The sequence below is a fragment of the Chryseobacterium sp. YR221 genome (genome assembly GCF_900176315.1).
Classification (GTDB): domain Bacteria; phylum Bacteroidota; class Bacteroidia; order Flavobacteriales; family Weeksellaceae; genus Chryseobacterium; species Chryseobacterium rhizosphaerae.
The window spans coordinates 424,217-450,619 of the sequence record NZ_FWXM01000003.1 but is presented as its reverse complement, the minus strand read 5'-3'; the positions used below and the strand labels follow the sequence as shown (position 1 = coordinate 450,619).

The following is a 26,403-nucleotide window of genomic DNA, read 5'->3' as shown; positions in this document are numbered from 1 at the left end:
TGCTGAGTGGGTATTGGCTATATGTATTGCAAATTAAAATATATCTATGTTATTATTTTTTGTAAAATATTCAGTGAAAATTGCCCATTAACTCCTTAATTTTGCAGTATACAAAACCATTTATCATCCGATTACGCTATGCTTTCAGATTCTCAAACACCCCAACCTGTAAATGCTCAACCTTACTCAATAAACTGCAACGGTCGGTTAGTACAGCTGGATACTCCAAAGATCATGGGAATCCTGAACCTCACTCCGGATTCTTTTTCTGATGGGGGACGGTTCAATACTGAAAAATCAGCATTGGAACAAGCCGGAAAACTGTTGAGCGAAGGAGCTGAAATTATAGATATTGGCCCACAATCTACACGCCCGAATGCTGAGTTTCTAAGCAGCCAAGAGGAAATAAAAAGGATAGGAAATATAATCTCTCAGATTAAAAAAGAATTTCCTGAAGCCTTGGTTTCTCTTGATACTTTTTATGCAGAAACGGTAAAATTTGGGTTCAGCGAAGGCATTGATATGATCAACGATATTTCAGGAGGGCAGTATGATGAAAAAATGTTTGATACAGCCGCTGAGACAAAGCTTCCTTACATTCTGATGCATGTCAATCCGTCTTATGAAACGATGCATGATAAAATCAGGTTTGAAGACATAACATTGGAGGTCAACCGGTATTTTTCAGAAAAGATCAATATACTCCTGGAAAAAAGTGTCAGTGATATTATTCTTGACCCTGGTTTTGGTTTTGGAAAAACAGTGGAAGATCAGATGAAAATGATTGATGAAGTTGAATATCTTGGATTTAGAAAATTTCCTTTATTGATAGGGATTTCCAGGAAATCATTTATCTATAAACCGCTTGGGAAGTCGCCCCTGGATATCAATGAAGAAACCCAAAAACTTCACATGAAAGTATTGGAACAGGGGGCAAAGATTCTACGGGTTCATGATGTAGCGGAGGCCAGGGAAACCCTTCTGCAGTTTTTACAGAAAAAATAAAAAGTGTTAAAAAAACTTGTGAGGAATTAAAAAATTTATACATTTGCAACATGAATTTTACGAATCAGAAAAATATTATTGTCATTTCTATTATTGCTGTTGTCATTAACAACAGTAAGGAAGCGGCATTTTAAATAGATTTTAATTTATATTATATACAAGCCGTTTCATTTGAAGCGGCTTTTTTTATTTTAATTTTTTATTGTACAAAGTATGTATCAGTTATTAGCAGTAATTATTATCGTCATTATTATTCCCTTGCGTCTGTGAGAAGGAAAGTGTATGACTGTACATATATGAAGCCCTCTCACAGCGTGAGAGGGCTTTTTTTATTCCCATTTTTAATTTTTTAAACCTCTATAGCATGTATTACAACGACGACACTGTCATCTATTTTGACGGGAAATTCATGAAAGCGAAGGACGCAGGAATGGATCTTTACGGACAATCACTTCACTACGGATATTCTGTTTTTGAAGGGATTAAATCCTACACTACAGATCAAGGAACCAGAATTTTTAAAGCAAAAGAGCATTACGAAAGATTAAAAAGATCAGCTGAGCTCATGCATATTCCGTTCGAATATTCAGTAGATCAGCTTACTGATCTTACGTATGAACTTCTGGAACGAAACGGATTTTCAGACGCTTACATCCGCCCGTTGGTTACCTGCTCTCCCAATATGTCTCTTTCAAAAGGTAAAAAATCTTATCTGTCTTTATTAGCCTGGGAGTGGAATAACGGTTATCTGGCAGATAAAATGAAAATCATGACTTCAGAATTTCAACGTCCGAATCCCAAAGCTTTTAAGGTGGAAGCTAAGGTAGGAGGTCATTATGTAAACTCTATTCTGGCTTGTCAGGATGCTAAAGATAAAGGCTATGATGAGGCCCTGGTATTGGATGAAAACGGAAATGTTGCCGAAAGCTCAGGCGCTAATGTTTTTTATGAAAAAGAAGGAATACTATTTACTCCGGCCAAGGGAAGCATTCTTCCGGGGATTACACGGCAAACCGTAATGGAGATCTGTAATGAACTCAATATTCCTGTACAGGAAACATTCTTTAAACCTGAAGAAATGAGGGGGGCTGATGCCGGCTTTTTCTGTGGTACTGCTGCGGAAATTGTAGCTCTGGATTCATTGGATGACGTCCCTTTCACGAAAGATTGGAAAGCTACAGCAAGTGAAAAGGTACAACAGGCTTATTTGAAAAGGGTAAGAGTTCTGTCATTGTAAATGTTATGGATTTAAAGTTCTGATTTTCAGTTATTTGAATCTGTTTTCCAAACAGTTGAATATTGTAGTTTTCAGAAAAGTTGAAAATGAAAACGATATTACAAGCTGTAGTTTTGGGTCAAAATTAAGTAAAAACATCTTTTATGAATTCCGGAGGAAGCAAGGGACAAGATGCCGGAGAAGAGAATTGTAAAGAAATAAGAAGAATAGCAAATGCAGGATAATATGTTAAATAAATATTCAAAAACATTCACACAAAACAGCGAACAGCCCGCCGCAAAAGCAATGCTTTATGGAATAGGCTTTACAGAAAATGATATGCAGAAAGCCCAGGTCGGAATTGCGAGTATGGGATATGACGGAAATACCTGCAATATGCACCTCAACGATCTTGCTAAAGTAGTAAAGAAAGGAACTTGGGAGCACGGACTGGCAGGATTGATATTCAACACCATTGGAGTAAGTGACGGAATGAGCAACGGTACAGATGGAATGCGCTATTCTCTGGTAAGCAGGGATGTGATTGCAGACAGTATTGAAGCGATTTGTGGAGCACAGTATTATGACGGAGTGATTGCATTACCGGGATGTGATAAAAATATGCCCGGGACTATCATGGCTATGGGAAGGCTCAACAGACCGTCAATCATGGTATATGGGGGTACCATTGCTCCCGGATGTTACAAAGGGGAGCAGCTTAATATTGTTTCGGCTTTTGAAGCTCTAGGTAAAAAGATTGCCGGAGAAATATCTGAAGAAGATTTTAATGGAGTGATCAAAAATTCCTGTCCCGGAGCAGGAGCATGCGGTGGAATGTATACCGCCAATACAATGGCTTCCGCCATAGAAGCACTGGGGATGAGCCTTCCGTATTCTTCTTCCAATCCGGCTTTAAGTATTGAAAAGCAGCAAGAGTGTCTTGAAGCTGGAAAATACCTGAAAATATTATTGGAAAAAGATATTAAACCTTCTGATATCATGACCCGTAAGGCTTTTGAAAATGCACTCCGTCTTATTGTGATCCTTGGAGGAAGTACCAATGCGGTTCTGCATTTTATAGCCATGGCAAAAAGCGTAGGGGTATCTGTAACTCAGGATGATTTTCAGAAAATGAGCGACTGTACACCTGTACTGGCAGACCTTAAGCCCAGTGGAAAATACCTGATGCAGGATCTTCATGATCATGGAGGGATACCGGCTGTAATGAAATATTTACTCGAACAAGGTTTATTGCATGGTGACTGTCTGACGGTTACGGGAAAAACATTAGCTGAAAATCTGGAAGACGTTCCGACACTGGATTTTACAACACAGAAGATCATTAAACCTTTGTCTGAACCTGTAAAAGCTACGGGACATCTGAGAATACTGTATGGTAATCTTGCGGAAAAAGGAAGTGTGGCAAAGATAACAGGAAAAGAAGGAGAACGATTTGTGGGAAAGGCCAGGGTGTTTGACGGAGAGAAAAACCTGATCAGAGGAATTCAGGATGGTACCGTACAGAAAGGTGATGTTATTGTTATTCGCCATGAAGGTCCCAAAGGAGCTCCGGGAATGCCGGAAATGCTGAAACCTACCAGTGCTTTGATCGGGGCAGGGTTAGGAAGCAGTGTTGCTTTAATTACGGACGGAAGATTCAGTGGGGGAACCCATGGTTTTGTAGTGGGACATATTACTCCGGAAGCCCATGAAGGAGGGTTGATTGCTTTTGTAGAGGATAATGATCTTATTGAAATAGATGCTGTCAGTAATACCATACAGCTCAAAGTTTCAAACGAGGAGATTGAAAAAAGAAAAGAAGGATGGCAAAAACCAGCCCTTAAAGTACAGAAAGGATTGCTTTATAAATATGCATTAACAGTATCATCAGCTGCCGAAGGCTGTGTGACGGACGAAATATCATAATCACAACATCATGGAGAATTTAAATTTATCGATAGAAACAGAACTTAGCGGAAGCCGGATTATACTTGAAGCATTTCTTCAGGAAGGGATAAAAACAGTTTTCGGATATCCCGGAGGAGCTATTATTCCTATTTATGATGCCCTTTACGATTATCAGGGAAAGCTGGAACACATCCTGGTTCGTCATGAGCAGGCAGCAGTACATGCAGCACAGGGATTGGCAAGAGTTTCAGGAGAAGTAGGGGTCGTATTGGCTACCAGCGGACCTGGAGCGACTAATCTTGTTACAGGGTTAGCGGATGCTTTACTGGATAATACGCCTGTGGTATGCATTACGGGACAGGTTTTTGAACACCTTCTGGGAACAGATGCTTTTCAGGAGATTGATGTCATGAATATAACAAGTCCTGTTACCAAATGGAATTATCAGGTAACGGATGCTCATGAACTTCCGGAAGTACTAGCAAAAGCATTCTATATTGCAAAATCAGGCCGCCCAGGACCGGTACTGATTGATGTAACCAAAAATGCACAATTACAGAATGTCATATATAAAGGATATTCTCCATGTTATTCATTAAGAAGCTATAAACCTGATCCTGATCCTTGTCTTGAAAATATTGAAAAAGCGGCAAGTCTCATTAATGATGCTAAGAAGCCGTTTATCATTGCCGGACAGGGAATTTTACTGGGAAAAGCAGAAAAAGAGTTTTTAGAATTTGCCGAAAAATCAGGAATTCCTGTAGCCTGGACTGTTTTAGGGATGAGTGCTATTTCTACAGACCATCCCCAGGCGGTAGGAATGGTAGGAATGCACGGAAATTATGGACCTAATATACTTTCTAATGAATGTGATGTTCTGATTGCCGTGGGAATGCGCTTTGATGACCGGGTTACCGGGAGGCTGGATCAGTATGTAAAGCAGGCTAAGGTCATTCATTTGGATATTGATAAAGCAGAGATCAATAAAAATGTAAAAGCAGATGTACCTGTCCTCGGAAATTGTAAAGAAACCCTGCCTCTTCTCACAGAGAGAATTATAAACAGAGCGCACCCGGAGTGGCATCAGAGATTTAAAGACTGTTTTGAAACTGAAAAAGATAACCTGATCAATGATGAATTGTATCCTGAAGAGGGTGAGCTGACCATGGGGGAAATTATTCGGTGTCTCAACGAAATGACAGCGGGTGAAGCTGTAATAGTAACAGACGTGGGACAGCACCAGATGGCTGCCTGCCGGTATTCACGGTTTAAGCATTCACGAACCAATGTGACAAGTGGAGGATTGGGAACAATGGGGTTCTGTCTTCCTGCTGCAGTGGGAGCTTCATATGCATTAAGCAATCGTCCTGTTATTGCGATCATGGGAGATGGAGGTGCTCAGATGAATATTCAGGAGCTGGGGACGATTATGCAGTTTCGCCCTGACATCAAAATTCTAATTCTGAACAACTGTTACCTGGGTATGGTAAGACAGTGGCAGGAATTATTTCACCAGGAAAGATATTCATCAGTGGATATTCAGAGTCCGGATTTTGTACAGGTGGCAAAAGGATATGGTATTGCCGGAAGAAGAACATCCAAAAGAGAAGAACTCGAAGAAGCTCTCCGTGAAATGCTTGATTATAATGGAGCTTTTCTCCTCGAAGTCATGACAGGGAAAGAGCATAATGTATTTCCAATGATCCCACAGGGAAAAAGTGTTTCAGAGATTGTACTGAATAATAAGTTTTAAAAAAAGAAAGATGAAAACAGAACATAAAGAATATACCATTACAGCGTATACAGAAGATTATTTAGGGTTGATCAGCAGGATCAATGCCATTTTTTCCAGAAGAAGGATCTCTATGGTCACCTTCAATGTGGGACCTTCTGAAATAGAAAGAGTAAAAAAGTTTGTCATTGTAATCAAAGAAACAGAAGAATCGGTTCAGAAGATTACCCGGCAGGTAGAAAAACAGGTAGATGTTTTGGAAGTTCATTATCATAGAAATCCACACCTGTCGGTCATAGAATATGCAAGCTAAATATATAATAAATCAACATAATCAATAACAAATAAAATCAAAAAAATGGCAAAATTGAATTTTGGAGGAGTAGAGGAAAACGTAGTAACAAGAAATGAGTTTCCATTAGAAAAAGCCCAGGAAGTATTAAAAGATGAAGTGGTAGCAGTTATAGGATACGGAGTACAAGGTCCGGGGCAGGCCCTTAATCAAAAAGATAACGGAATCAATGTCATTGTGGGACAGCGAAAAAATTCCAAATCATGGGATAAAGCAGTAGCGGACGGTTTTGTTCCCGGAGAAACATTATTTGAAATAGAAGAGGCATTACAAAAAGGAAGTATTATCTGCTATCTTTTAAGTGATGCTGCACAAATAGAATACTGGCCTAAAGTAAAACAGCATCTTACCCCAGGAAAAGCACTGTATTTTTCTCATGGTTTCGGAATTACTTTTAATGAGCGTACAGGAATAGTGCCTCCGAAAGATGTTGACGTTTTTTTAGTAGCCCCTAAAGGTTCGGGAACTTCATTGAGAAGAATGTTCCTTCAAAATAGAGGACTGAACAGTAGTTTTGCAGTGTATCAGGATGCTACGGGAAATGCAAGAGAAAGAGTATCAGCTCTTGGAATAGCAATTGGAAGTGGTTATTTATTTGAAACCGACTTTAAAAAAGAAGTATACAGTGATCTTGCCGGAGAGCGCGGAACACTGATGGGAGCTGTACAGGGAATATTTGCCGCACAATATGATGTTTTAAGAAAAAACGGACATAGCCCTTCCGAAGCATTTAACGAAACTGTAGAAGAATTAACTCAGTCATTAATGCCTTTGGTTGCCGAAAACGGAATGGACTGGATGTATGCCAACTGCAGTACGACAGCACAAAGAGGAGCACTGGATTGGTGGAAACGTTTTAGAGATGCTACATCTCCTTTATTTGAGGAACTGTACGACAGTGTAGCTAAAGGAAATGAGGCACAGCGTTCTATTGATAGTAACAGCAAGCCAGACTACAGGGAAAAATTAGAAGTAGAACTGACTGAACTAAGAGAAAGTGAAATGTGGAAAGCAGGAAAGACGGTCCGAAGCCTGAGACCTGAAAATAATTAATCACCCAAAAAAATGATGAAAGAGGAAATAGGGTCCTCCGTTTTGGAGAATGTCTATAAAGCGGAGGAAAGACTAAAAAATGTGGTTGTAAAAACCCCCTTAGCACTTAATAATAATCTGTCAGCAGTGTATGATGCGAATATCAGTTTTAAAAGAGAAGACCTTCAAAGGGTAAGATCTTATAAAATCAGGGGAGCTTACAATAAAATGGCGACGATGTCTCAGGAAGATCTTGGCAGAGGACTTGTTTGTGCGAGTGCCGGAAATCATGCCCAGGGAGTTGCCTTTGCGTGTCAGACCATGAAAGTCAGAGGAACGATCTTTATGCCTTTACCTACGCCGGGACAAAAACTGGAACAGGTAAAGATGTTTGGAGGAAATTATATAGATGTTGTATTGCATGGAGATACTTTTGACGAAGCAAAAGATGCTGCGATGAGGTTCTGTAGTGAGAATGACGGAATATTTATTCATCCTTTTGATGATCCGGCGATCATTGAAGGCCAGGCTACAGTAGGACTTGAGATTCTGGAGCAGTCAAAAGAACCGGTAGATTATCTTTTTGTTCCAATAGGAGGAGGAGGATTGGCTGCAGGGGTTTGTTCTGTATTTCAGGAACTGTCTCCACAAACAAAAATCATTGGCGTAGAACCTTCCGCTGCTGCAAGTATGAAAAAAGCGCTGGAAAAAGGAAGGCCTGTATTGCTTGAAAAGATAAGCCGGTTTGTAGACGGAGCTGCAGTACAGCAGGTAGGAAATCTTACTTTTGAGCTTTGTAAAGATGTATTATATGACATGGCTACAGTGGATGAGGGGCTGGTTTGTGAAACCATATTATCTCTGTATAATAAAGATGCCATTGTCGTAGAACCAGCCGGAGCTTTATCAGTAGCAGCACTGGAAAGATATAAAGACGAAATAAAAGGGAAAAATGTAGTCTGCGTCATCAGCGGAAGCAATAATGATATCACCCGTATGGAAGAAATCAAAGAAAAAGCTTTGCTGCATGCCGGCTTAAAACATTATTTTCTGGTCAGATTTCCGCAGCGTCCCGGCGCATTGAAAACTTTTGTAATCGATGTTTTGGGACCAGATGATGATATTACCTTTTTTGAGTATACCCAAAAAAACTCAAAAGAAAAAGGAATAGCCGTTGTGGGGATCGCTTTAAAGCATAATGAAGATTTTACGCCATTGATCCATAACATGAAAAAATATGATTTTTTCGTTAATTACCTGAACAATGATCCGTCTTTAATGAATCTTCTTATTTAGTTATTAAAATACAATCAGGCATTTGGGAATATAAAATAAAAAGTAAAGAAATTTCCTTATGTATTTTTATTCCTGTCTAAAAACTCAATGATGAAAAAAGCTTCACAATTTGTGAAGCTTTTTGTTATTTATCTTTCAAGGGAAAAATTTGAAATTACTTTGGGTCTTTCCACTTCATTAGCTACTTTCCAGGAGGTTCTGTACATCCATTCAGTCATTTTATAAAGCTTTTTATAGTTGATATTTTCAGATTCATCCTGCGGAGTGTGATACTGGTCATGCAGTACGCTGGTGAAAAATATTGCAGGGATTCCAATTTTAGCATAAGGAAGATGATCGCTTCTGAAGTAGAAAAATTCTGCATGATTCGGGGAGTCCCAATCTTTTAAATAGCGGAATTTTGTACTTTCATTATTGGCATCTTCTGCCATTTTTACCAATTCTTCAGAGTTTTTGTGGGGTGCATTTCCTCCTAATAAAGCTGCTTCATCATTAGAATTTCTTCCAATCATATCACCATTCAGTACGGCTACAATTTTCTCCTTAGGAACTACAGGATGGGCGGCGTGCCATCTGGAACCCAATAATCCTCTCTCTTCTGCACCATGGAAAACAAATAAAATACTTCTTTTTCCAGGTTGCTTTTTGTAAGCTCTTGCCATAGCCAACATGGCTACACAGGTACTGGCATTGTCGTCAGCACCATTATAGATCGTATCGTTTTTTACAGGATGTCTGATCCCGTCATGATCCTGATGTCCGCTCAATAAAACATATTCGTCTTTAAGTGCAGGATCTGTTCCATCTATTTTTCCAATGATATTAACGGACGGATATTTGTAGGTTTCTGTAATCAGGTTCAGTGAGATTTTAGGGTTGTTTTTTACCCAGCCTGCATTTTCCCTTTTGATCCATAGCACAGGAATGTTCTGGGTTATTTTTTCTCTTAGGCCCTCCACTCCGTAGCTGCCTCTGGTCATTTGAGGAAGTACTTCCGGCCAGCTTTGCTCAGACATATCGTCAGTGATGAAAATAATGGCCTTGGCTCCCAGTTCATAAGCTTTATTGTAATATTTGGTGCGTACAAATCCGGGATATCTTCTTACAAAAAGGGTCATTTCTTTGTCTATGTTTTTATCAGAAGCATAGACTGCAAGCACCTTTCCTTTGATATTCAAGGTAGAAAGATTTTCAGGTTCGGTATTTCCGGCATACACAATTTCAGCATCCACCGATGCATTTACAGGCTCTGCCACCAGGAAATCTTTCCATAATCTAAGGTTTTTATCTCCAATTTTCAGACTGCTTTGCGGAATAACCTGATGCCTGTACATATCAAAGAACTGGAAAAATGTTCCGTTATCCCCGGCAGGTTTCATTCCTGCTTCTTTAGCTTTGTCAGCAAGCCACATGGAAACTTTTAATTCATCTAAAGTTCCTGCTTCCCGCCCCCAGAATTGGTCTGCAGCAAGCTCATACATATCCTTTTTAAGATCGGCTTCTTTAAGGGCAGAAACCAAAGGCTTTTTATAATTCTGAGCATTTCCTATACTGAAGAAAAGTAAACTCAGCAAGGAAAAAATAGAGTATTTATTCATGTGAATTTTTAATTAAAGTGAGCCAGTTTTTCTGAAAACTGTTTTGAAAATTCTATTCTGTCTTCTTCCAGCTTTTCAGGGGTGGAAGGTAGAATATAGTTGAAAAGAATTTTATGATCATTATCTAAAAATATGATTTCCTTTTCATTTCCATCCATCATCTGTGAGAAAATTGCCCACATGGAGGTATCTTTTAATCTTAATAATTCAAAAAACTGTTCTGCTTGTATTTCGATTTTCTGCATGTTATTATTAATGTATAATGTATAATGTATAATGTTAGGGGAGTAGGGACCTGAAGGCTTAAAATTCTAAGAACTTCAATTTAAACTGTATGGCAAAATTCTGTTTGAAATTCGGGGTGGTATAATAACCTACCCTGTAGAATAATCCAAGGTTAAAATAACTTGACAGGAAATTATTCCATTCCAGACCAACTTCCTGATACAGGTGATTCAGAGGTTTGAACCGGAACTGATGGTATTCGGGATATTTCATGTTTCCAATCGTTCCTCTCAAGACGAAGTCAAAGCTGGAAACATTATGTCCAAAACTTTTGAAATAAAACGGAAGCTTATGGGTGAAGTAATACGCCACAAACTTATCATTGTAATATTTTCCACCTTCCAGTGTTGCAAACCCAAGATATGAGGTAAGGTTGAAATTGAAATCCTTCCCTGGAGAGGCAAGTCCGTTCATGGTAAAGTTTTTCCAGATAGGAGCTTCTCCGAAAACCATTCCTCCATATAATCTGAAACCGGTAGTTCCAATGGGGGTTTTAAAATTATGGACGAAAAGGGCATCAAAACGGGAGTAATTAAAATCTCCACCCGCTATTCTGTAGCTTTGTTCATAGTTAAAATAGAGCTCGGGATATTTCTGATCAATCAGGGATTTCCCCTGGGGAGTCATAATATTGGTTGAGTTGGGAGAGTATTTTAAAGTAAACAAAGTATTTAAATTCTTGAATGACGAACCCTCATTTCTGAACTGATAGTCAAATTGAGCCTCTTCAATATTTCTTCTCACCGCAAAGGCAAGGGTAAGGCCGTTGGTGACATCATTCAGGTAAGATAAAGAAACTCCTTTAAAATGAAAATACTTATCATTATTCAGGTTGTTTCCAAAATTCATCATCCTCATCTTGAAGTTCCAGAGTCTGCGGTAGAATTCACCTGAAGCCGTTACATCGTCATAGAATTCAAACCTGAAGAATGAATTTTTCTCCAGAGTGGTTTTCATGTCTAATCCCATTCCATATTTCCATCTTCTGTCTTTTACTCCATAAGCAAAATAATAATCCGGGGAAAAATAAGGATTGAAGTTTTCATTGATTTTGGCTTTTAATCCCAGTCTGAATCCCTCGTAAGAGTTGTAATTTACAATTTCATCCACGGCAAGATCTACAGAACGAATTCTGATTTGCCCGTTGAGTAAACCGGATAAAATCTGGGCTTTACCATCTATTTTATATTTTTTTCCTAAGCTGTCTATTGTTTTATAGGTATTCTGCTCTCTTTCAGTAAGCGGATCGGTCCTGTACTGGTTTAGTGAATGTCCGTCAATATTCTTTACAGAGAAAGTATATCCTTTAAAGTCTTTAGGATTTTCATTAATGGGGGCCTCAAAGTCAAAATATTTTGAAGTGAGAAAAGCATAGGTAGCAAAGCTTTTTTTATCTTTCTTATTAAGATGGTCTTTGTCATCCATGGCCATTTTGCCCATTTTAAGCTTTGTTTTTTCGTGGGCAAGAAACCATTTGTTATTGTAAAATACCCAGGTGCTGGTGATAATTCCGTCGTTTTTATTTTTACTGAAATTTTCAATTTTTTTAACGCCGTAGGTCTCGGTATCTACATAAATAGCACCATTGTATTTTCTTTTTCTGTCTGGGTTTTTGTAATTCACCTCCCGGAAACGGATGACGAAATTTTTTCTGCCATCCAATTCTACGGTATCGGATAGATAGAATCTGTATAAGCCTCTGTTCTCCTGCTTGATCTGTTCAGGAACCACATCTCTGTTACTTTGCTGAAGTGCGATCATTTCATAGATCGGCTGTTTCAGCCCGGAAATTCTGTTGTCCAGAATATTGATCTTCTCACCGTATTTTTTCGAATATAAAAACTCCTGTGCTCTTTCCCAAAGAAACAGTTTACTCTTGGCAAAGATTTTTCTTGCGGAAATATTGTTTAATGAATCTTTTTCTCTCTTTTTCTTGAACATGTTTAAGTCATTGAAATATTCCTGAAACTGAGAAATGCTGTCTTCATCAATATCCAGAGATATTTTCTCATAAGATTTATAAGAATAGGAGCCTAAACTTTTTGGAGAGTTTTCATAGAAAAGTTTATTGACTTTTTTAAGGATCTCCAATGCCCTTGGATCGCTTTTGTCTTCAATGACAACAGCATCAATAGAGGTGGTTTTTGCCGTTTTTTTAATCAGCGAAATTTCCATGCTGCTTTCTACTGTTGCCGTTTCTTTTTGATAAGATTCAGCTTCAATATCTATGGACTTACATGTTGATTTGAATTCCAGAACTCCCTGAGCATTAGTGTAGCCAAGGATTTTGTCGCCACAGGAGATTTTAGCGCTGGGAACAGGCTTTTGATTGGTGTCATCAACAATTTTAATTTTTAATTGTGAATACCCCAAAAAGCTGATTAAAAAAAATAGTAATAGTAAACCCCTTTTCATTTGAAAAAACTATGTCAAAAGTACTAATATTTATTGTTTTAGAAAAGTTTTTAACGGACTATAACATTGATTTCATCTAATTTTATAATGGTAAAATCAAGGTTTGTGAACACTAAAAGTAGACTTATTAGGGTTAGGGGTACAAGCTATGGGATTCGGAATGCATAATGAAAAATTGGTGCTATTATACCACTCTTCACTATTGGTACAGCTTTTCACTGGGCTTCTGTTTGATGAGCTGTCATTTTTCTCCATTCGAAGGGTAGCAAATTGCATATTTGGTGTTTGGTTTTACGGGTTTTTATCATCCAACGCCTTCATAAATTCAATAATATCATCCATCTCCTGATCCGTAAGTTGTAAAGGAGCATCGGAAAGTGTCTGGTTATCTACTTCAAATCCAACACCCTTTCCACCACCTTTATTATAAAAGTTCATGACTTCTTTCAATGTTTTATAGCCTCCGTTGTGCATATAAGGAGCTGTTTTATTGATGTTTCTAAGCGTAGGTGTTTTAAAAGAATGCTGTAATGTTGCCACTGTTTCATGAAATTTTCCTCTTCCTAAATCGTTGTCAAAAGTGGTGTTATCTCCGTTCACAGCGACTCCCAATACTTCCTGTTCTGTTTTTTTGAAAGTTGGAGGTACGGTACCATTGAATAAAGGGATGAAGTGGCATATGGCACATTGTGCTTTCCCCACAAAAAGATTAAACCCTCTTTTTTGATGAGCTGTCATGGCAGACTTGTTTCCACGCATATACTCATCAAAATCAGCATTGAATTTTGCCAAAGAACGAATGTAGCTGGCCAATACATTCTGCAGCTGCCATGCCTCTGTCTTTTGAGAATGGTAAATTTTTGTAAAGGCTGTCTGATATTTTTTGTCCTGGTTGATCTTAGCAAGGATCACATTAAGGTCTCCATGCATTTCTTCTTTATTTGAGATAACATCGGAGCTTTGTCCCTCCAGATCATCTTTTCTCATATCCCAAAATTGCCCATGCTGAAATCCTGCATAATTAAGAGAAGGAGCATTCCGGGACAGTTCCGAATTTTCAAGCGACATAGACTTGGCGAGTCCGTCAGTAAATGCTTTTTCAGGAATATGACATGTTGTACAGCTTCTGTTGTTGTTATTGGATAACATTTTATCATTAAAAAGCTGTTGGCCAAGAGCTGCTTTCTCATTAGAAAATGCAAATTCTTTTCCAGGGGTAAAGGCATTGGGATTGAATGCATTTTTAGAAAAAAAAGTAGCTGCGTTTTTATGAAGAGCAGTAGTTACCTCAACATCAGGAATCTTTTCCTGATTTTTAAAGTCAAGCAGTAAAGAGGTGATCTTATTGAAATGGTCCGGAATAAAATTGACATAATCAAACGTATTCTTGTCCGTATTTTTTTTCAGAATCTCACTAGCTGTATCAATTTCATTAAGTATGCTTTTCAATGCTTTATTCTTTGACTGATCGGTGGAAATCTGCTGCAATGTTTGCTTAACCCCTTGTAGAGAGTAAGGAATCTCCTTCAAAAATGTTCCGGAAATAGGAGTGTCAAAACCTGAAATACCCAAACTTGAAATTCTGAAAACTTCCTGTCTTAAAGCATCGAAAACCTGATCTCTACTGACAGTTATGACCTGGAAATTGGTTTCAATAGTATTGCTTTTATTAATTAATTTTTTTAAAAACCTGATAGCCTCCTCTTTGTTTCCCTGATCATAAGGATACAACATTTCTTCCAATACCTGTAAACCTTCCGGTTCTATTTCCGTATGTTCATCCATTTCTATTTCCGGCAGAGCAGGACCATTAATGAATCTGGCAGAGTGGGGAAGGAAATATTCCACAGCCCATTCCATTTTTTTGTAGGTTTTTCTAAGTTCCTCAAACTTCTCCTGAAGTTTTTTTTCATCAGAATTGTTGGAAACAAGAACTGTCAGTTCATTGATCTGTTTTTCAAAGGTATCAGTGTTCTTGATAATCTGATTTTTTACAGAACCCAGATCCTCAGAAGCAGGCAGATGCTTATCACTTTTACAATAGGAAAGAATGAAAAGAGCAGCTGCTGAATATAAAAACAGGAATATCGGATATTTTGAAAGTTTCTTCATAGGTATGAAAAAGTATCAACAGAAGTTTTCCATTGATACTTTTGATTTTTATGAGGTGATTACAATTATTTTTCTACGTTTCTGATAATGACAACCTGTCCGCCCTCTTTATTGGTATTGACTCCGGAACCGTCAGGATTTTTAAATTTATCCAGCTGCCACGTATGAGAATGAATGTTTACCGTAAAGGTGTTGGGAACACCTATGATGTCTGAAATATCAGTCATTGCTCCAAATTCCCATGAACCGAACTTCTGAAGATCTCCGGATTGGTTATATGCAGTCTGCCATGCCGAATCATTTCTGTTGTGTTTCATATTCAACCATGGTTTATACTGTTTCGTACCGATATTAAGCTGCCATATGTAAGAATCATGACCTGCAGCCTTATAATAAGAATCTCCGTCTTCCTGAATATATACATAGTTTTCAGTAACACACAGGTTATCCGGATTGATAAGATTATGACCAGGGTTGGAATCTCCTTCTGCAACAACTTCCAACTTTCCTGTCAACATATTATTGGAATTAAGAACAAGCTTATAAACCCTTCCCCACATCGTTAATCCCGGTTTTGGGTTCACTCCGTCAGAAGATTCTCCGGTAGCTGTAAAATAAACTTCTCTTCCTTTTCCTGCTCCTTTTCTGTAATCTACATCTTCAACCCTTGAAAAACGGATTGCATTATTATCTATATTTTTCTGATTGATCTGAGCTCCTGTCAGGTTTTTAGCATTAGGAATTTCAACGAACTCTACATCATAACTGCTGCCTTTTACCATGTCAGTTTCAGTATAGTTATTGTTTGTTCTTTTTAAAGAATATAACTTTCCGTTATCCAGATCTCCCTGTGTATTGGCTACGTACATGATCAATTGTCCTGCAGACTGATGAGAAGAAGAATAAGACTGATCTTCACCGATGATGATATAAGATTTTCCGTTCGATACATCTTTAGGAAGAGGAACTGCATTTTCCATAGAGGCTTTTCCTAAGGCCGGCTTAACTCTGGTTTTATCTGATGCCTGGGAAGCTGCTGCTAATGGATTTAAAGCATGAACCATACTTTCTTCACCAGATTCTCCGGCAGTAAGAAAAGCACTGAAACCATGAGTTTCAGGAGTAGCTAATGTAGCAGAACACAATCTTGTCATTCCTCCTGTTCCATTAAGAATATATTCCCCTTTTACAGGTCTGAAAGTTTTATCTAAATATACTCTTGATACAGATTGTTTGATCTCATGGTTGGTGATCATCAGATAACCGTCTGAATTAGGATCCCTCATGATGCCCATTCCGTCCGGCTGACCTCCAAAAACAAAGTCTGGAGAACCTGAAAGAATATCAGAACTTGAAATAAGTGTGGTGATATTTAAATTTTCAAAACCTGGCATTCCAAAAACGAAAGCGGATTCTTTAGAAAAATTTTCAAGTTTGATTTTATCATTGACAGGGGTATTGCTATCCCCGTTATTGTCGTCATTACAGCCTTGGAATACAAGAGCAGCAAACAATAGAGCGCCAATAGTTTTGTTAATTTTCATAATTACTTTTTTGAATTTCGATTAGGACAAAACTAATGGTCTGGTGTTAACTGGGTTTTAATAAGACAAAACAAATAGTTTAAGATTAAGCAATGGTTTGTTAAGATAAGATCAATAATTAGAACGGTTATAAATAAAAAAAGGCTGCTTCATCTGAAACAGCCTTTTTAAATATGGTAATAATACTCTATTTTAAATATGTAATGCTTTTTGGTAAGCATTTTCTAATCCATCCAGGTTTTTACCTCCGGCAGTTGCAAAACCAGGGTTTCCACCACCACCACCTTGGATCTCTTTAGCAAGATCTTTTACGATAGCTCCGGCCTGATAATCTGCTGCTAGATCATCAGATACTCCTACAGTGATCATAGGTTTTCCGTCTGCATCAGACAGAATGATAGTCACAGAAGTTGGGATTTCTCTTTTCAGCTGGAATACGATGTCTTTAACAGAACCTGCATCCAAAGAAGTTTTCTTTACCAAAAGCTGTTTGTTTCCCTTCTGCTCATAAGCATTTTTCCAGTCGCCAATTTCTCCTTTTGCCTTCTCTTTTTTTAGAGCATCTACTTCAGATTTTAATGATGCATTTTCTTCGATAAGTTTTTCGATAGATCTTACTACATCTTTAGACTTCAGTAATTGAGAAAGCTCAATTATCTGCTGTTCCAGGTTTTTGAAATATTCTTCAGATTTATCTCCAGAAATCGCTTCAATTCTTCTGATTCCTGCAGCAGCAGAACCTTCAGAAGTGATTTTGAAGTGACCAATTTCACTGGTGTTTTTTACGTGAGTTCCTCCGCAAAGTTCTTTTGAACTTCCAAATTGGATCATTCTTACACTGTCACCATATTTTTCACCAAACAAAGCCATTGCTCCTTTCTCCAAAGCCTCCTTAATAGGAATACTTCTGAATTCCTGTAAAGCAATACTTTCTTTGATCTTATGATTTACTTTTTCTTCAATTAAAGCTAATTCTTCTTCCGTCATTTTATTGAAATGAGAGAAATCGAAACGAAGATAATCAGGGCCTACATACGAACCTTTCTGTTCTACGTGAGTTCCTAAAACATCTCTTAATGCCTCATGTAAAAGGTGAGTCACAGAGTGGTTAGCCTGAGAATTTTTTCTGTCAGAAGCATTTACTTTAGCGTAGAAAATCGCTCCTGCATCTTTTGGAAGACCGTTGATCAATGAAATAATCAATCCGTTTTCTTTCTTCGTTTCCAATACTTCAAAACTTTCAGCAGCATTTTCCAGCATTCCTTTATCTCCAACTTGTCCACCACCTTCAGGATAGAATGGAGAGCTGCTCAGTACTACCTGATAAAATTCTCCGTCTTTATTTTCTACCTTTCTGTATCGGGTAATATAGGTTTCGGATTCCGTTTGATCATATCCAACGAATGTTTCCGGCTTTTCTTCTAAAACTACCCAATCGTATACTTTTTGAGCAGAGTCAGATTTGGAACGTTGTTTCTGCTTTTCCATCTCAGCTTTAAATCCAGCCTCATCAATGGTTAATCCTTTTTCCTCAGCAATAATTCTTGTTAAGTCATCTGGGAAACCATAGGTATCATACAGTTCGAAAACTTCCTCGCTTGGTAATACTTTTAAATCATCAGCAATGGTCTGCTGAATTAATTTTTCAACTCTGATCAGTCCGTTTTCAATGGTTTTTAAGAATGATTCTTCCTCACTTTTAATAACTTCTGAAACCAGTTTACCTTGTTTCTCCAATTCAGGGAAGAATTTACCCATTTGATCCTGAAGAACAGTTACCAATTCAAAAAGGAAAGGTTCTTTCATTCCCAGGAATCTGTAAGCATAAGAAATACCTCTTCTTAAAATCCTTCTGATAACGTATCCGGCACCTCCGTTGGAAGGCAGTTGTCCGTCAGCTATAGCAAAAGAAACCGCTCTGATGTGGTCTACCACCACACGGATAGCGATATCTTTTTCGTCCTCTAGAATACCTGTATATTTTTTACCGGAAAGTTCTTCTACTTTTGAGATCAGCGGTGTAAAAACGTCAGTGTCATAATTGGAAGACTTTCCTTGAAGTGCCATACAAAGACGCTCAAATCCCATCCCTGTATCCACATGCTGAGCAGGAAGTTTTTCCAAAGATTTGTCTGCTTTTCTGTTGAATTCCATGAAAACCAGATTCCATACTTCCACTACCTGTGGATGATCCTGATTTACCAGTGTAATCCCGGGAACAGCAGCTTTTTCTTCCGGAGTCCTTAAATCGATATGGATCTCTGAACACGGTCCACATGGTCCGCTTTCACCCATTTCCCAGAAATTATCTTTTTTATTTCCATTAATGATTCTGTCCTCTGAAATATGAGATTTCCAGAAGTCATAAGCATCCTGGTCTCTGTCAAGATTTTCAGAAGCATCCCCTTCAAAAATAGTGACATATAAATTGTCTTTTGGAATTCCGTATACATCAACTAATAATTCCCAGGCAAAAGCAATAGCCTCTTTTTTAAAGTAATCCCCGAAAGACCAGTTTCCTAACATTTCAAACATGGTATGGTGATAAGTATCTCTACCTACATCATCCAGGTCATTATGCTTCCCTGAAACTCTCAGACACTTTTGTGTATCGGCAATTCTTGGGGCGGTAGGCGTTTTGTAGCCTAAGAAAAAATCTTTGAACTGCGTCATTCCTGAGTTGGAAAACATAAGGGTAGGGTCGTCTTTCAGCACAATAGGAGCTGAAGGAACGATCAGGTGGTCTTTACTTTTAAAATAATCTAAAAATTTTTGACGTATCTCTTGTGATGTCATAGTATTGCTTTTGCTTTTTAACGTATCAAATTTTGATAAGATGCAAATTTAATGTTTTTAGGTGATTTAATATCTACTATTGAATATTTTCGGATAGGTTTTATCAAATGTCCGGCATAATAATCGGGTATGGCTTTTATTTTTAGCCACGAGGATGCTCATAAAAGGATTATATGGGTTCGGGCAATCAGCCTTATGATAAAATAAATAATCATTATTCAGTATAACTTTGCAATTTTCCATTTAACTTATTACCTTCGTTATGATCCGAATAAGATAAAAATAAACATAAGAAATGATGAAAAATGAGGTGCTGAAAAACTGGATAGAACAATATTCAGAACCGCTTTTAAAGAAGGCTTTTTATCTGCTTTCGGATAAAGAAGAAGCACAGGATATAGTTCAGGATGTATTCATCGCAGCATTTTCATCATACGATTCTTTTGGAGGAAAAAGCCAGCCGCTGACCTGGCTGATGGCCATTTTAAAAAGGAAAGTTGCTGATTTTTACCGTAAAAAATACAGATCTGAACCCAATATCAGGCTTGATCATTTTTTTGATGAAACCGGTTCATGGAAAAATAATGATGTATTGAATGACTGGAATGCTACGGGCAAAGAATCTGAACTGCTGGATGATCAGGATTTTAATAAGACGTTGGAAGAATGTATGGAAGAACTGCCTTCCAGATGGAAAATCCTCTTGAAAATGTATTATATTGAAGAAAAAAAAGCACCTGAGGTGAGTCAGGAATTTAATGTTTCAACGACTAACCTTTGGAAGATCTTGCAGCGAAGCCGTATGCAGCTTAGAGAATGTCTGGAATTTAACTGGTTTTCAAGATTATAACAATGACAATGGTAAAAAAAGTTCTACATCTATTATTTCTACCGTGCAGTGAAGCCACACTGCTCATGGAAAAACGTAATGCCCAGGCTATTTCTTCCAAAGAAAACTGGAAACTCAGCATGCATCTTATGATTTGCAAATGGTGTAAGATGTACAATAAAAAACTGGCATTACTGGATACCCTATTTAAAAAGACCCTTTCTGAAAAGGAATCTGAAATTAAAGAATCTGATATACAGGATTTTAAAAATAAAATGATTGAAAAATTAGATTTTTAAAAAAATCTTGTCAGGATTTCGAAATAGCTCCGACTATACTTTTGAAAATAAAAAAGTATAATTTAAAAAATGTAAAAACATGGTCGGAACAACACAATCTAATGAAAACACAAACAGATCCTCATTAGGATATTATGTCTCGCTTTTTGGAGCAGCTCTTATTTTGCTCTGGATCGGTATTTTCAAATTTACTCCCACTGAAGCCGTTTCTATAAAACCATTAGTAGAAAACCATTTTCTAACTTTTTTCGTATATAAGATTATGAGCGTTCAGGCAGTGTCAAATCTTATCGGAACGATAGAAATTATCATTGCTTTATTACTGATATTTAGTGTGAAATTTGCAGTATTGAAAAAGTATGCAGGAATAGGAATGATAGTGACATTTTTGGTAACGTTAAGCTATCTCTTTACAAGCCCGGGAATGTGGAAAATAGTGGATGGTGTACCTGTAACCGACTTCTTTATTTTAAAAGATCTCATGCTTTTAGGATTTGGGCTCATGGTCATTCAAAAATAATAAAAATGAATAAAAATAAAAAAATGAAAAATATATTAATTGTACTCGGAATTATTCTGGGTATTGCAGTCTTTGCTGCAGGTTCCGGACTGTTTAAAAATAAGAAATCCGGAAAAGAAGAAATAAAAAAAGAAAATCAGGAAACTATGGATAATAAAAATGTCAGAGAAATTTATTTTGCAGGTGGATGTTTCTGGGGAACGGAACATTTCTTTCAGCAGATTCGTGGAGTAGTGGGAACAGAAGTTGGATATGCCAACGGAAATACACAGAATCCTACCTATGAAGAAGTGGTAAGCCATACTACAGGTTTTGCAGAAACAGTAAAAGTAAAATATGATCCTGAGCAGGTTGACCTGAAACTGCTGATTGACCTTTATTTTAAAACCATTGATCCTACCAGTAAGGATCAGCAGGGAAACGACCGAGGAAATCAGTACCGTACAGGAATTTATTTTAAAGATAAAAATGACGAAGCTGTCGTAAAAGGAGAAGTTGAGAAATTGGCTAAAAACTACACTAAACCAGTAGTGGTAGAAACTGTTGCTTTGAAAAATTTCTACAGAGCAGAAGACTATCACCAGGATTATCTGGATAAAAATCCGGGAGGCTATTGTCATATTGAACCGGGACTTTTTGAAATGGCCAAAAAAGCAAACCCTCTTCCAAAAGCTGCACCGAAAGTACAGTATGAGAAACAGGACAAAAAAGTTCTGAAAGAAAAACTCACTGCCGAACAATATAACGTAACTCAGAAAAATGGTACGGAAAGACCTTTTCAAAATGAATACTGGAATGAAACCCGTGAAGGAATTTATGTAGACATCACCACCGGAGAACCTTTATTTATTTCAACGGATAAATTTGAGTCAGGATGTGGATGGCCTAGTTTCTCTAAACCTATTACGAAAAAATTAATAGACGAAAAACTGGACAAGTCGCAAGGTATGACTAGAGTAGAGGTAAGAAGTAAAACAGGAGATGCTCATTTGGGACATGTCTTTAATGACGGTCCTGAAGATAAAGGAGGATTGCGTTACTGTATCAACAGTGCGTCCCTGAAGTTTATTCCAAAAGCAGATATGCAGAAAAAAGGATACGGAGAATATATTCCGCTATTAGATAAAAAGTAAAGTGAAAGAAAGGCTGCCATCAGGCGGCCTTTTATTTTAAACTTAATAACGTCTTAATTGAAGGTTTTCTTTGATGCTGAATTAGAACTAAACTGTTTCTGATTTATGAAAGTCAAAAAGAATATTGAGTTAGATTATATATTTAAGATTAAAATATTAAATTTGATAGAACTAATAGGGAAATATGAAGTTAATTGAACTGGCAGAAGAATTGAAAGTCTCTGCAGAAGCGATCAAACAGTTTATACAGGATTTTGACCTTGAGTTGGTAGACTGTATCAGTACGAATTTTGAAGTGAAAGAAGATTTTGAAAAATTCGCTCGTGAAAACCTGGATTTTTTAAAGCTCTATGAAAAAGATCTTGATAAAAATAAAACTCTGGAGCAGATTGCTGAGGTAATTAATCAGCCTAAAGAAAAAGTGGAAAAAGCAATTAAGGACAATAATCCTAATATTTTTGACAATGGCTTTTTCAAATCCTCTATTTCAAGTTATGGCATTGATAATAAACTAGGAGGAAATTATCAGTTTGTCTATGATTATTTTGGGCATAAGACAAGTCTGAAAAAAAGAGATTTTATAGGGTATAGAGATTTGTTTTTCTACACTTCTGCGGTTTTAGAACCTTTTCTGAATCCTCAGCAGATCAAAGACTGGGGAATCAATAAACCGGCAGGGATTATTTTATATGGACCTCCCGGAAGTGGGAAGATTTTCTGGGCCAATAAAATTGCTGAAATCATAGGATACAGTTTTAAAGAAGTCAAAAAGCACTATTTAGGAACGTCTCTGATTGATGGGAATGAAATTAATTTCAGTGACTTTCTGATGTCTATGATGAAAGAAAATAAATTACTGCTTTTTCTCGATGATTTTGACGAAATTATGATGCAGAGAAAAGCAGAGACAGATATTGCTTCCTGTAATCTTGAAGCCCAGGAGCTTATCCTTCATTATATCGGAAAATTTGAAAAAGAAGGGGTGTTGATGGTTGGATCTGCCAATTCTGTGTCAGAAATAGATGAGGAGATTCTGGCACCGGGAAGATTTGATGTGATGATACCTATATTCCCTCCCAATGCTTCAGAACGGTCAGAAATTATTTTATATGCGATGACCAGAGGCCTGGAAGAGGATTCTCTCCTGTACAAAATTCTCATTTACAATAAAGCGGATAAAGTTCCGTTCTGGCACGAGATTTCATCAAAAATGAAAGCTTTCAGCAATACCATGCTGATTGATTTTACTCAAAGTCTGAAAAAAAGAATTAAAAATCTATACCAGAGAACAAAGAATGAAAAGCTTAAAATTGATCAGGGGCTTTTGAATGCTGCTCTCAGAGATGCTGCAGGGAAACTTACCGAAGAATATCTTGATCAGGTAGCCCGATTTTTAGCTGATGCCATTATCAATAATTTTGATGAATTCCAGTTTAGAATCAAGGCACTTAAAGCAGAACTGGAAACTTATAAAGTCGTGGAAGAACCAAGACGGGCTATAGGTTTCTCTCATAATGATGAGGAGAAGAAGACTAAGTAGAGGATTCGGGGTTCGAGATGCGAGATGCGGATTTAAGAGTGCGTGATAGTGGATACAAGGTTTAATGGTAGGTGATCTGAAATCTGATGTCTGATATCTTGGTTCTTGACTCTTGATTCTTAACCTTTATCTCCACTCTCAACGTCTCATGTCTCAAATCTATACATTCTACTTTTTACATTATACATTATACATTATACATTATGCATTACACATTGTACAAATGATCAGCATCTGGGAACTAGAAACCTTTTACAGTAAAAGAGATATTATCATCATAGGAGCAGGTTTTTCCGGGCTTTGGACTGCTATTTCCATTAAAGAAAAATACCCTGAAAAATCAGTGTTGATTATCGAGCGCAACGCAGTGCCACTTGGGGCTTCAACGCGTAATGCCGGATTTGCCTGTTTTGGAAGCCTGACAGAGGTGATTGCCGATGCTCAAAAGATGGGGTGGGAAAAGACCCTGGATTTGGTTGCCATGAGGTTTAATGGGCTTCAGAAGATCAGGGAATATTTTAAAAGTGACGAGATAGACTTTGAACTTAGTGGAGGATATGAAATTTTGAATAATGAAGAGTCTTTACAGCATCTTGATATCGTTAATGAAAAACTGAGATCTGTTACCGGACTTGAAAAAACCTATCATCTGAAACAGGATAAAATAGAAGAATTCAGTTTGGGAAAATCAAAGTTTCTGATTGAAAATATCTGTGAAGGAAGTTTACATTCCGGGAAACTGCTGCAGAAGCTTTTAGAAAAATGCCATGAACTTAAAGTGGGGTTTTTATTCGGTACAGCAGTGGAGAATATTGACGAAAACTCTGATGAGGTGCTGGTTTATCTTTCAGAAGATCTTTCTGTAAAAACAGATCAGCTGATATACTGTACCAATGCTTTCAGTTCAAAATTCCTGGAAAAAGAAGAGATTATCCCAGCCCGTGGGCAGATTCTTCTTACAGAGCCTATAGAAAACCTGAAATTAAAAGGTACATTTCATTACGACGAAGGATTCTATTATTTCAGGAATTTAGGAAACAGGGTTTTGTTGGGAGGAGGTCGGAATCAGGATTTTAAAACAGAAGAAACTACAACCTTTGAAACCACCGAATTCTTGCAGAATCACCTGGAAAACTTTTTAAAAGAAGTGATCTTACCGGATCATGAATATAAAATAGCCCTCCGATGGTCAGGAATCATGGCCATGGGATCAGAAAAAACACCTATCATAAAACAGCTTTCAGAAAAACAGTTCTGTGCAGTAAGGCTTTCCGGAATGGGAGTGGCGCTCGCTCCAAAGATTGGGGAAATAGTGGCGGAGATGATTTAGGGCAGATATCAGATATCAGATGTCAGATGTCAGATGTCAGAAGTTGACGTTGGGGTATTAGATTTTAAAGAATCAAGAGCCAAGAATCAAGAGCCAAGAGCCAAGAATTAAGAATAAAGAACTAAAATAAGAGGTAAAGAGGTATAATAACTCCCCTTACATCTTAATATCCGGCATTTCGTACCCCGTATCCCGTATCTCGTACCCCGAATCTCTCACCTCACAACACTTTCAACTTTGACCTCTCAACTCTAAAAGAAATCCGTATTTTTGCAAAAAGAATAAATCGTGATCAACAACGACCAGATAAAAGAAGTTCAATCCAGAATTGAAGACTTACACAGATACCTTCAGATAGAAAAAAAGAAAATAGAAATAGCCAACGATGATGAAAAAACGGCTGCCCCGGAGTTTTGGGATAATCCTAAAACAGCAGAAGCCTTTTTGAAGCAGCTTCGTTCCAAGAAAAAATGGGTAGAAGGCTATGATGAAATCCAGACTCAATTCGAAGATCTTCAGGTTTTAGCAGATTTTGCTAAAGAAGACCCGGATTCTGAAAAAGAGCTGGACGAAACATTTCCCCAGTTGGTAGAAAAAATCGAAGATCTTGAATTTAAGAACATGCTTTCCAATGAAGGGGATGAGCTTTCTGCTGTTCTTCAGATTACCGCGGGAGCCGGAGGTACAGAAAGCTGTGACTGGGCATCAATGCTGATGAGAATGTACACCATGTGGGCAGATAAGCAAGGATATAAAATCCGTGAGCTTAATTTTCAGGAAGGAGATGTAGCCGGTGTAAAAACCGTTACCCTGGAAATTGAAGGGGAATATGCATTTGGATATCTGAAAGGAGAGAATGGAGTACACCGTTTGGTAAGAATTTCACCTTTTGACAGTAATGCAAAACGCCACACAAGTTTTGTTTCCGTATATGTGTATCCTTTGGTAGATGATACTATTGAAATCAATATTAACCCTGCTGATATCAGCTTTGAAACCATGAGATCTTCAGGAGCAGGAGGTCAGAACGTAAACAAGGTAGAAACTGCCGTACGTCTACGTCACGCACCAACCGGAATTATTATTGAAAACTCAGAATCCCGTTCACAGCTTCAGAATAAAGAAAAAGCAATGCAGCTCCTTCGTTCAAGATTATATGAAATGGAATTGGAAGAGCGTATGAGAGCCAGAAATGAGATTGAAGCCAATAAGATGAAAATCGAATGGGGAAGCCAGATCAGAAATTATGTGATGCACCCTTACAAATTGGTAAAAGATGTACGCTCAGCTTATGAAACATCAGATGTGGATGCTGTAATGAACGGAAATATTACCCCTTTCTTAAAAGCTTTCTTAATGGCGGATGGAACGGCGGTTTCCGATGATGATATGGAGCTATAAATATCATGTTTTATTTTTAGTTAAAATCTTATAATTTATTTTTGTTTCAGGTATTTTAGA

20 protein-coding genes are annotated in these 26,403 nt (G+C 37.6%); 14 read left to right on the top strand and 6 right to left on the bottom strand.

Annotated features, from left to right (window positions below):
• Positions 1-138: 138 nt before the first annotated feature.
• From folP to ilvA, 7 genes are all read left to right on the top strand, one after another.
• On the top strand, positions 139-1,005 hold the full coding sequence (folP, locus tag B8967_RS11125) for a dihydropteroate synthase (RefSeq protein WP_084086141.1): 867 nt from the start codon (positions 139-141) through the stop codon (positions 1,003-1,005).
• Positions 1,006-1,369: 364 nt separating this feature from the next.
• The gene (gene ilvE, locus B8967_RS11120; RefSeq protein WP_084086140.1) at positions 1,370-2,242 is read left to right on the top strand and encodes a branched-chain-amino-acid transaminase; all 873 of its coding nucleotides are present in this window, start codon (positions 1,370-1,372) and stop codon (positions 2,240-2,242) included.
• A gap of 225 nt (positions 2,243-2,467) precedes the next feature.
• Positions 2,468-4,147 carry a dihydroxy-acid dehydratase gene (ilvD, locus tag B8967_RS11115; RefSeq protein WP_179140055.1) on the top strand — a complete coding sequence of 560 codons (1,680 nt, stop codon included), beginning with the start codon at positions 2,468-2,470 and terminating at the stop codon, positions 4,145-4,147.
• A 10-nt stretch (positions 4,148-4,157) separates the two neighbouring features.
• Positions 4,158-5,882: a biosynthetic-type acetolactate synthase large subunit gene (ilvB, locus tag B8967_RS11110; protein WP_084086138.1), complete on the top strand. Its 1,725-nt coding sequence runs from the start codon at positions 4,158-4,160 to the stop codon at positions 5,880-5,882.
• 10 nt (positions 5,883-5,892) lie between these two features.
• A complete protein-coding gene (locus B8967_RS11105; RefSeq protein WP_052188586.1) occupies positions 5,893-6,174 on the top strand; it encodes an ACT domain-containing protein in 282 nt (93 codons plus the stop codon).
• A gap of 45 nt (positions 6,175-6,219) precedes the next feature.
• Positions 6,220-7,266 (top strand): ketol-acid reductoisomerase, encoded by a 1,047-nt coding sequence (gene ilvC, locus B8967_RS11100; RefSeq protein WP_047487852.1) that lies wholly within the window; start codon positions 6,220-6,222, stop codon positions 7,264-7,266.
• A 12-nt stretch (positions 7,267-7,278) separates the two neighbouring features.
• Positions 7,279-8,541: a threonine ammonia-lyase gene (ilvA, locus tag B8967_RS11095; RefSeq protein ID WP_084086137.1), complete on the top strand. Its 1,263-nt coding sequence runs from the start codon at positions 7,279-7,281 to the stop codon at positions 8,539-8,541.
• A 128-nt stretch (positions 8,542-8,669) separates the two neighbouring features.
• Here the strand turns inward: ilvA and B8967_RS11090 are convergent, their stop codons facing one another.
• From B8967_RS11090 to alaS, 6 genes are all read right to left on the bottom strand, one after another.
• On the bottom strand, positions 8,670-10,139 hold the full coding sequence (locus B8967_RS11090) for a M20/M25/M40 family metallo-hydrolase (protein ID WP_084086136.1): 1,470 nt from the start codon (positions 10,137-10,139) through the stop codon (positions 8,670-8,672).
• Between the two features lie 8 nt (positions 10,140-10,147).
• Positions 10,148-10,384: a hypothetical protein gene (locus B8967_RS11085; RefSeq protein ID WP_047487860.1), complete on the bottom strand. Its 237-nt coding sequence runs from the start codon at positions 10,382-10,384 to the stop codon at positions 10,148-10,150.
• 58 nt (positions 10,385-10,442) lie between these two features.
• Positions 10,443-12,797: a hypothetical protein gene (locus B8967_RS11080; protein ID WP_228406129.1), complete on the bottom strand. Its 2,355-nt coding sequence runs from the start codon at positions 12,795-12,797 to the stop codon at positions 10,443-10,445.
• 333 nt (positions 12,798-13,130) lie between these two features.
• The gene (locus tag B8967_RS11075; RefSeq protein WP_084086134.1) at positions 13,131-14,951 is read right to left on the bottom strand and encodes a cytochrome-c peroxidase; all 1,821 of its coding nucleotides are present in this window, start codon (positions 14,949-14,951) and stop codon (positions 13,131-13,133) included.
• Between the two features lie 65 nt (positions 14,952-15,016).
• Positions 15,017-16,495, bottom strand: a complete 1,479-nt coding sequence (locus B8967_RS11070) for a hypothetical protein (RefSeq protein ID WP_047487869.1) — start codon at positions 16,493-16,495, stop codon at positions 15,017-15,019.
• A gap of 192 nt (positions 16,496-16,687) precedes the next feature.
• Complete coding sequence (alaS, locus tag B8967_RS11065) at positions 16,688-19,291, bottom strand: alanine--tRNA ligase (protein WP_084086133.1); 2,604 nt, start codon at positions 19,289-19,291, stop codon at positions 16,688-16,690.
• Between the two features lie 295 nt (positions 19,292-19,586).
• Between alaS and B8967_RS11060 the strand changes: the two genes are divergently transcribed.
• From B8967_RS11060 to prfB, 7 genes are all read left to right on the top strand, one after another.
• Entirely contained in the window at positions 19,587-20,141 is a 555-nt protein-coding gene (locus B8967_RS11060) for a sigma-70 family RNA polymerase sigma factor (protein ID WP_084086132.1), read from the top strand.
• A gap of 8 nt (positions 20,142-20,149) precedes the next feature.
• Positions 20,150-20,419, top strand: a complete 270-nt coding sequence (locus tag B8967_RS11055) for a hypothetical protein (RefSeq protein WP_084086306.1) — start codon at positions 20,150-20,152, stop codon at positions 20,417-20,419.
• A gap of 79 nt (positions 20,420-20,498) precedes the next feature.
• On the top strand, positions 20,499-20,939 hold the full coding sequence (locus B8967_RS11050) for a DUF417 family protein (protein WP_047494281.1): 441 nt from the start codon (positions 20,499-20,501) through the stop codon (positions 20,937-20,939).
• 23 nt (positions 20,940-20,962) lie between these two features.
• Positions 20,963-22,072, top strand: a complete 1,110-nt coding sequence (gene msrB, locus B8967_RS11045; RefSeq protein WP_084086305.1) for a peptide-methionine (R)-S-oxide reductase MsrB — start codon at positions 20,963-20,965, stop codon at positions 22,070-22,072.
• 184 nt (positions 22,073-22,256) lie between these two features.
• Positions 22,257-23,612, top strand: coding sequence for an AAA family ATPase (locus B8967_RS11040; RefSeq protein WP_047494278.1), 1,356 nt, complete (start codon positions 22,257-22,259; stop codon positions 23,610-23,612).
• Positions 23,613-23,835: 223 nt separating this feature from the next.
• Positions 23,836-24,942, top strand: coding sequence for an NAD(P)/FAD-dependent oxidoreductase (locus B8967_RS11035; protein WP_084086131.1), 1,107 nt, complete (start codon positions 23,836-23,838; stop codon positions 24,940-24,942).
• A gap of 288 nt (positions 24,943-25,230) precedes the next feature.
• Positions 25,231-26,343 carry a peptide chain release factor 2 gene (prfB, locus tag B8967_RS11030; RefSeq protein WP_084086130.1) on the top strand — a complete coding sequence of 371 codons (1,113 nt, stop codon included), beginning with the start codon at positions 25,231-25,233 and terminating at the stop codon, positions 26,341-26,343.
• The last annotated feature ends 60 nt before the right edge of the window (positions 26,344-26,403 follow it).

Bases quoted from the DNA above. Each gene is read 5' to 3' on its own strand.
- folP (WP_084086141.1), top strand. From the start codon at position 139: ATGCTTTCAGATTCTCAAACACCCCAACCTGTAAATGCTCAACCTTAC.
- ilvE (WP_084086140.1), top strand. From the start codon at position 1,370: ATGTATTACAACGACGACACTGTCATCTATTTTGACGGGAAATTCATG.
- ilvD (WP_179140055.1), top strand. From the start codon at position 2,468: ATGTTAAATAAATATTCAAAAACATTCACACAAAACAGCGAACAGCCC.
- ilvB (WP_084086138.1), top strand. From the start codon at position 4,158: ATGGAGAATTTAAATTTATCGATAGAAACAGAACTTAGCGGAAGCCGG.
- B8967_RS11105 (WP_052188586.1), top strand. From the start codon at position 5,893: ATGAAAACAGAACATAAAGAATATACCATTACAGCGTATACAGAAGAT.
- ilvC (WP_047487852.1), top strand. From the start codon at position 6,220: ATGGCAAAATTGAATTTTGGAGGAGTAGAGGAAAACGTAGTAACAAGA.
- ilvA (WP_084086137.1), top strand. From the start codon at position 7,279: ATGATGAAAGAGGAAATAGGGTCCTCCGTTTTGGAGAATGTCTATAAA.
- B8967_RS11090 (WP_084086136.1), bottom strand. From the start codon at position 10,139: ATGAATAAATACTCTATTTTTTCCTTGCTGAGTTTACTTTTCTTCAGT.
- B8967_RS11085 (WP_047487860.1), bottom strand. From the start codon at position 10,384: ATGCAGAAAATCGAAATACAAGCAGAACAGTTTTTTGAATTATTAAGA.
- B8967_RS11075 (WP_084086134.1), bottom strand. From the start codon at position 14,951: ATGAAGAAACTTTCAAAATATCCGATATTCCTGTTTTTATATTCAGCA.
- B8967_RS11070 (WP_047487869.1), bottom strand. From the start codon at position 16,495: ATGAAAATTAACAAAACTATTGGCGCTCTATTGTTTGCTGCTCTTGTA.
- alaS (WP_084086133.1), bottom strand. From the start codon at position 19,291: ATGACATCACAAGAGATACGTCAAAAATTTTTAGATTATTTTAAAAGT.
- B8967_RS11060 (WP_084086132.1), top strand. From the start codon at position 19,587: ATGATGAAAAATGAGGTGCTGAAAAACTGGATAGAACAATATTCAGAA.
- B8967_RS11055 (WP_084086306.1), top strand. From the start codon at position 20,150: ATGGTAAAAAAAGTTCTACATCTATTATTTCTACCGTGCAGTGAAGCC.
- B8967_RS11050 (WP_047494281.1), top strand. From the start codon at position 20,499: ATGGTCGGAACAACACAATCTAATGAAAACACAAACAGATCCTCATTA.
- msrB (WP_084086305.1), top strand. From the start codon at position 20,963: ATGAAAAATATATTAATTGTACTCGGAATTATTCTGGGTATTGCAGTC.
- B8967_RS11040 (WP_047494278.1), top strand. From the start codon at position 22,257: ATGAAGTTAATTGAACTGGCAGAAGAATTGAAAGTCTCTGCAGAAGCG.
- B8967_RS11035 (WP_084086131.1), top strand. From the start codon at position 23,836: ATGATCAGCATCTGGGAACTAGAAACCTTTTACAGTAAAAGAGATATT.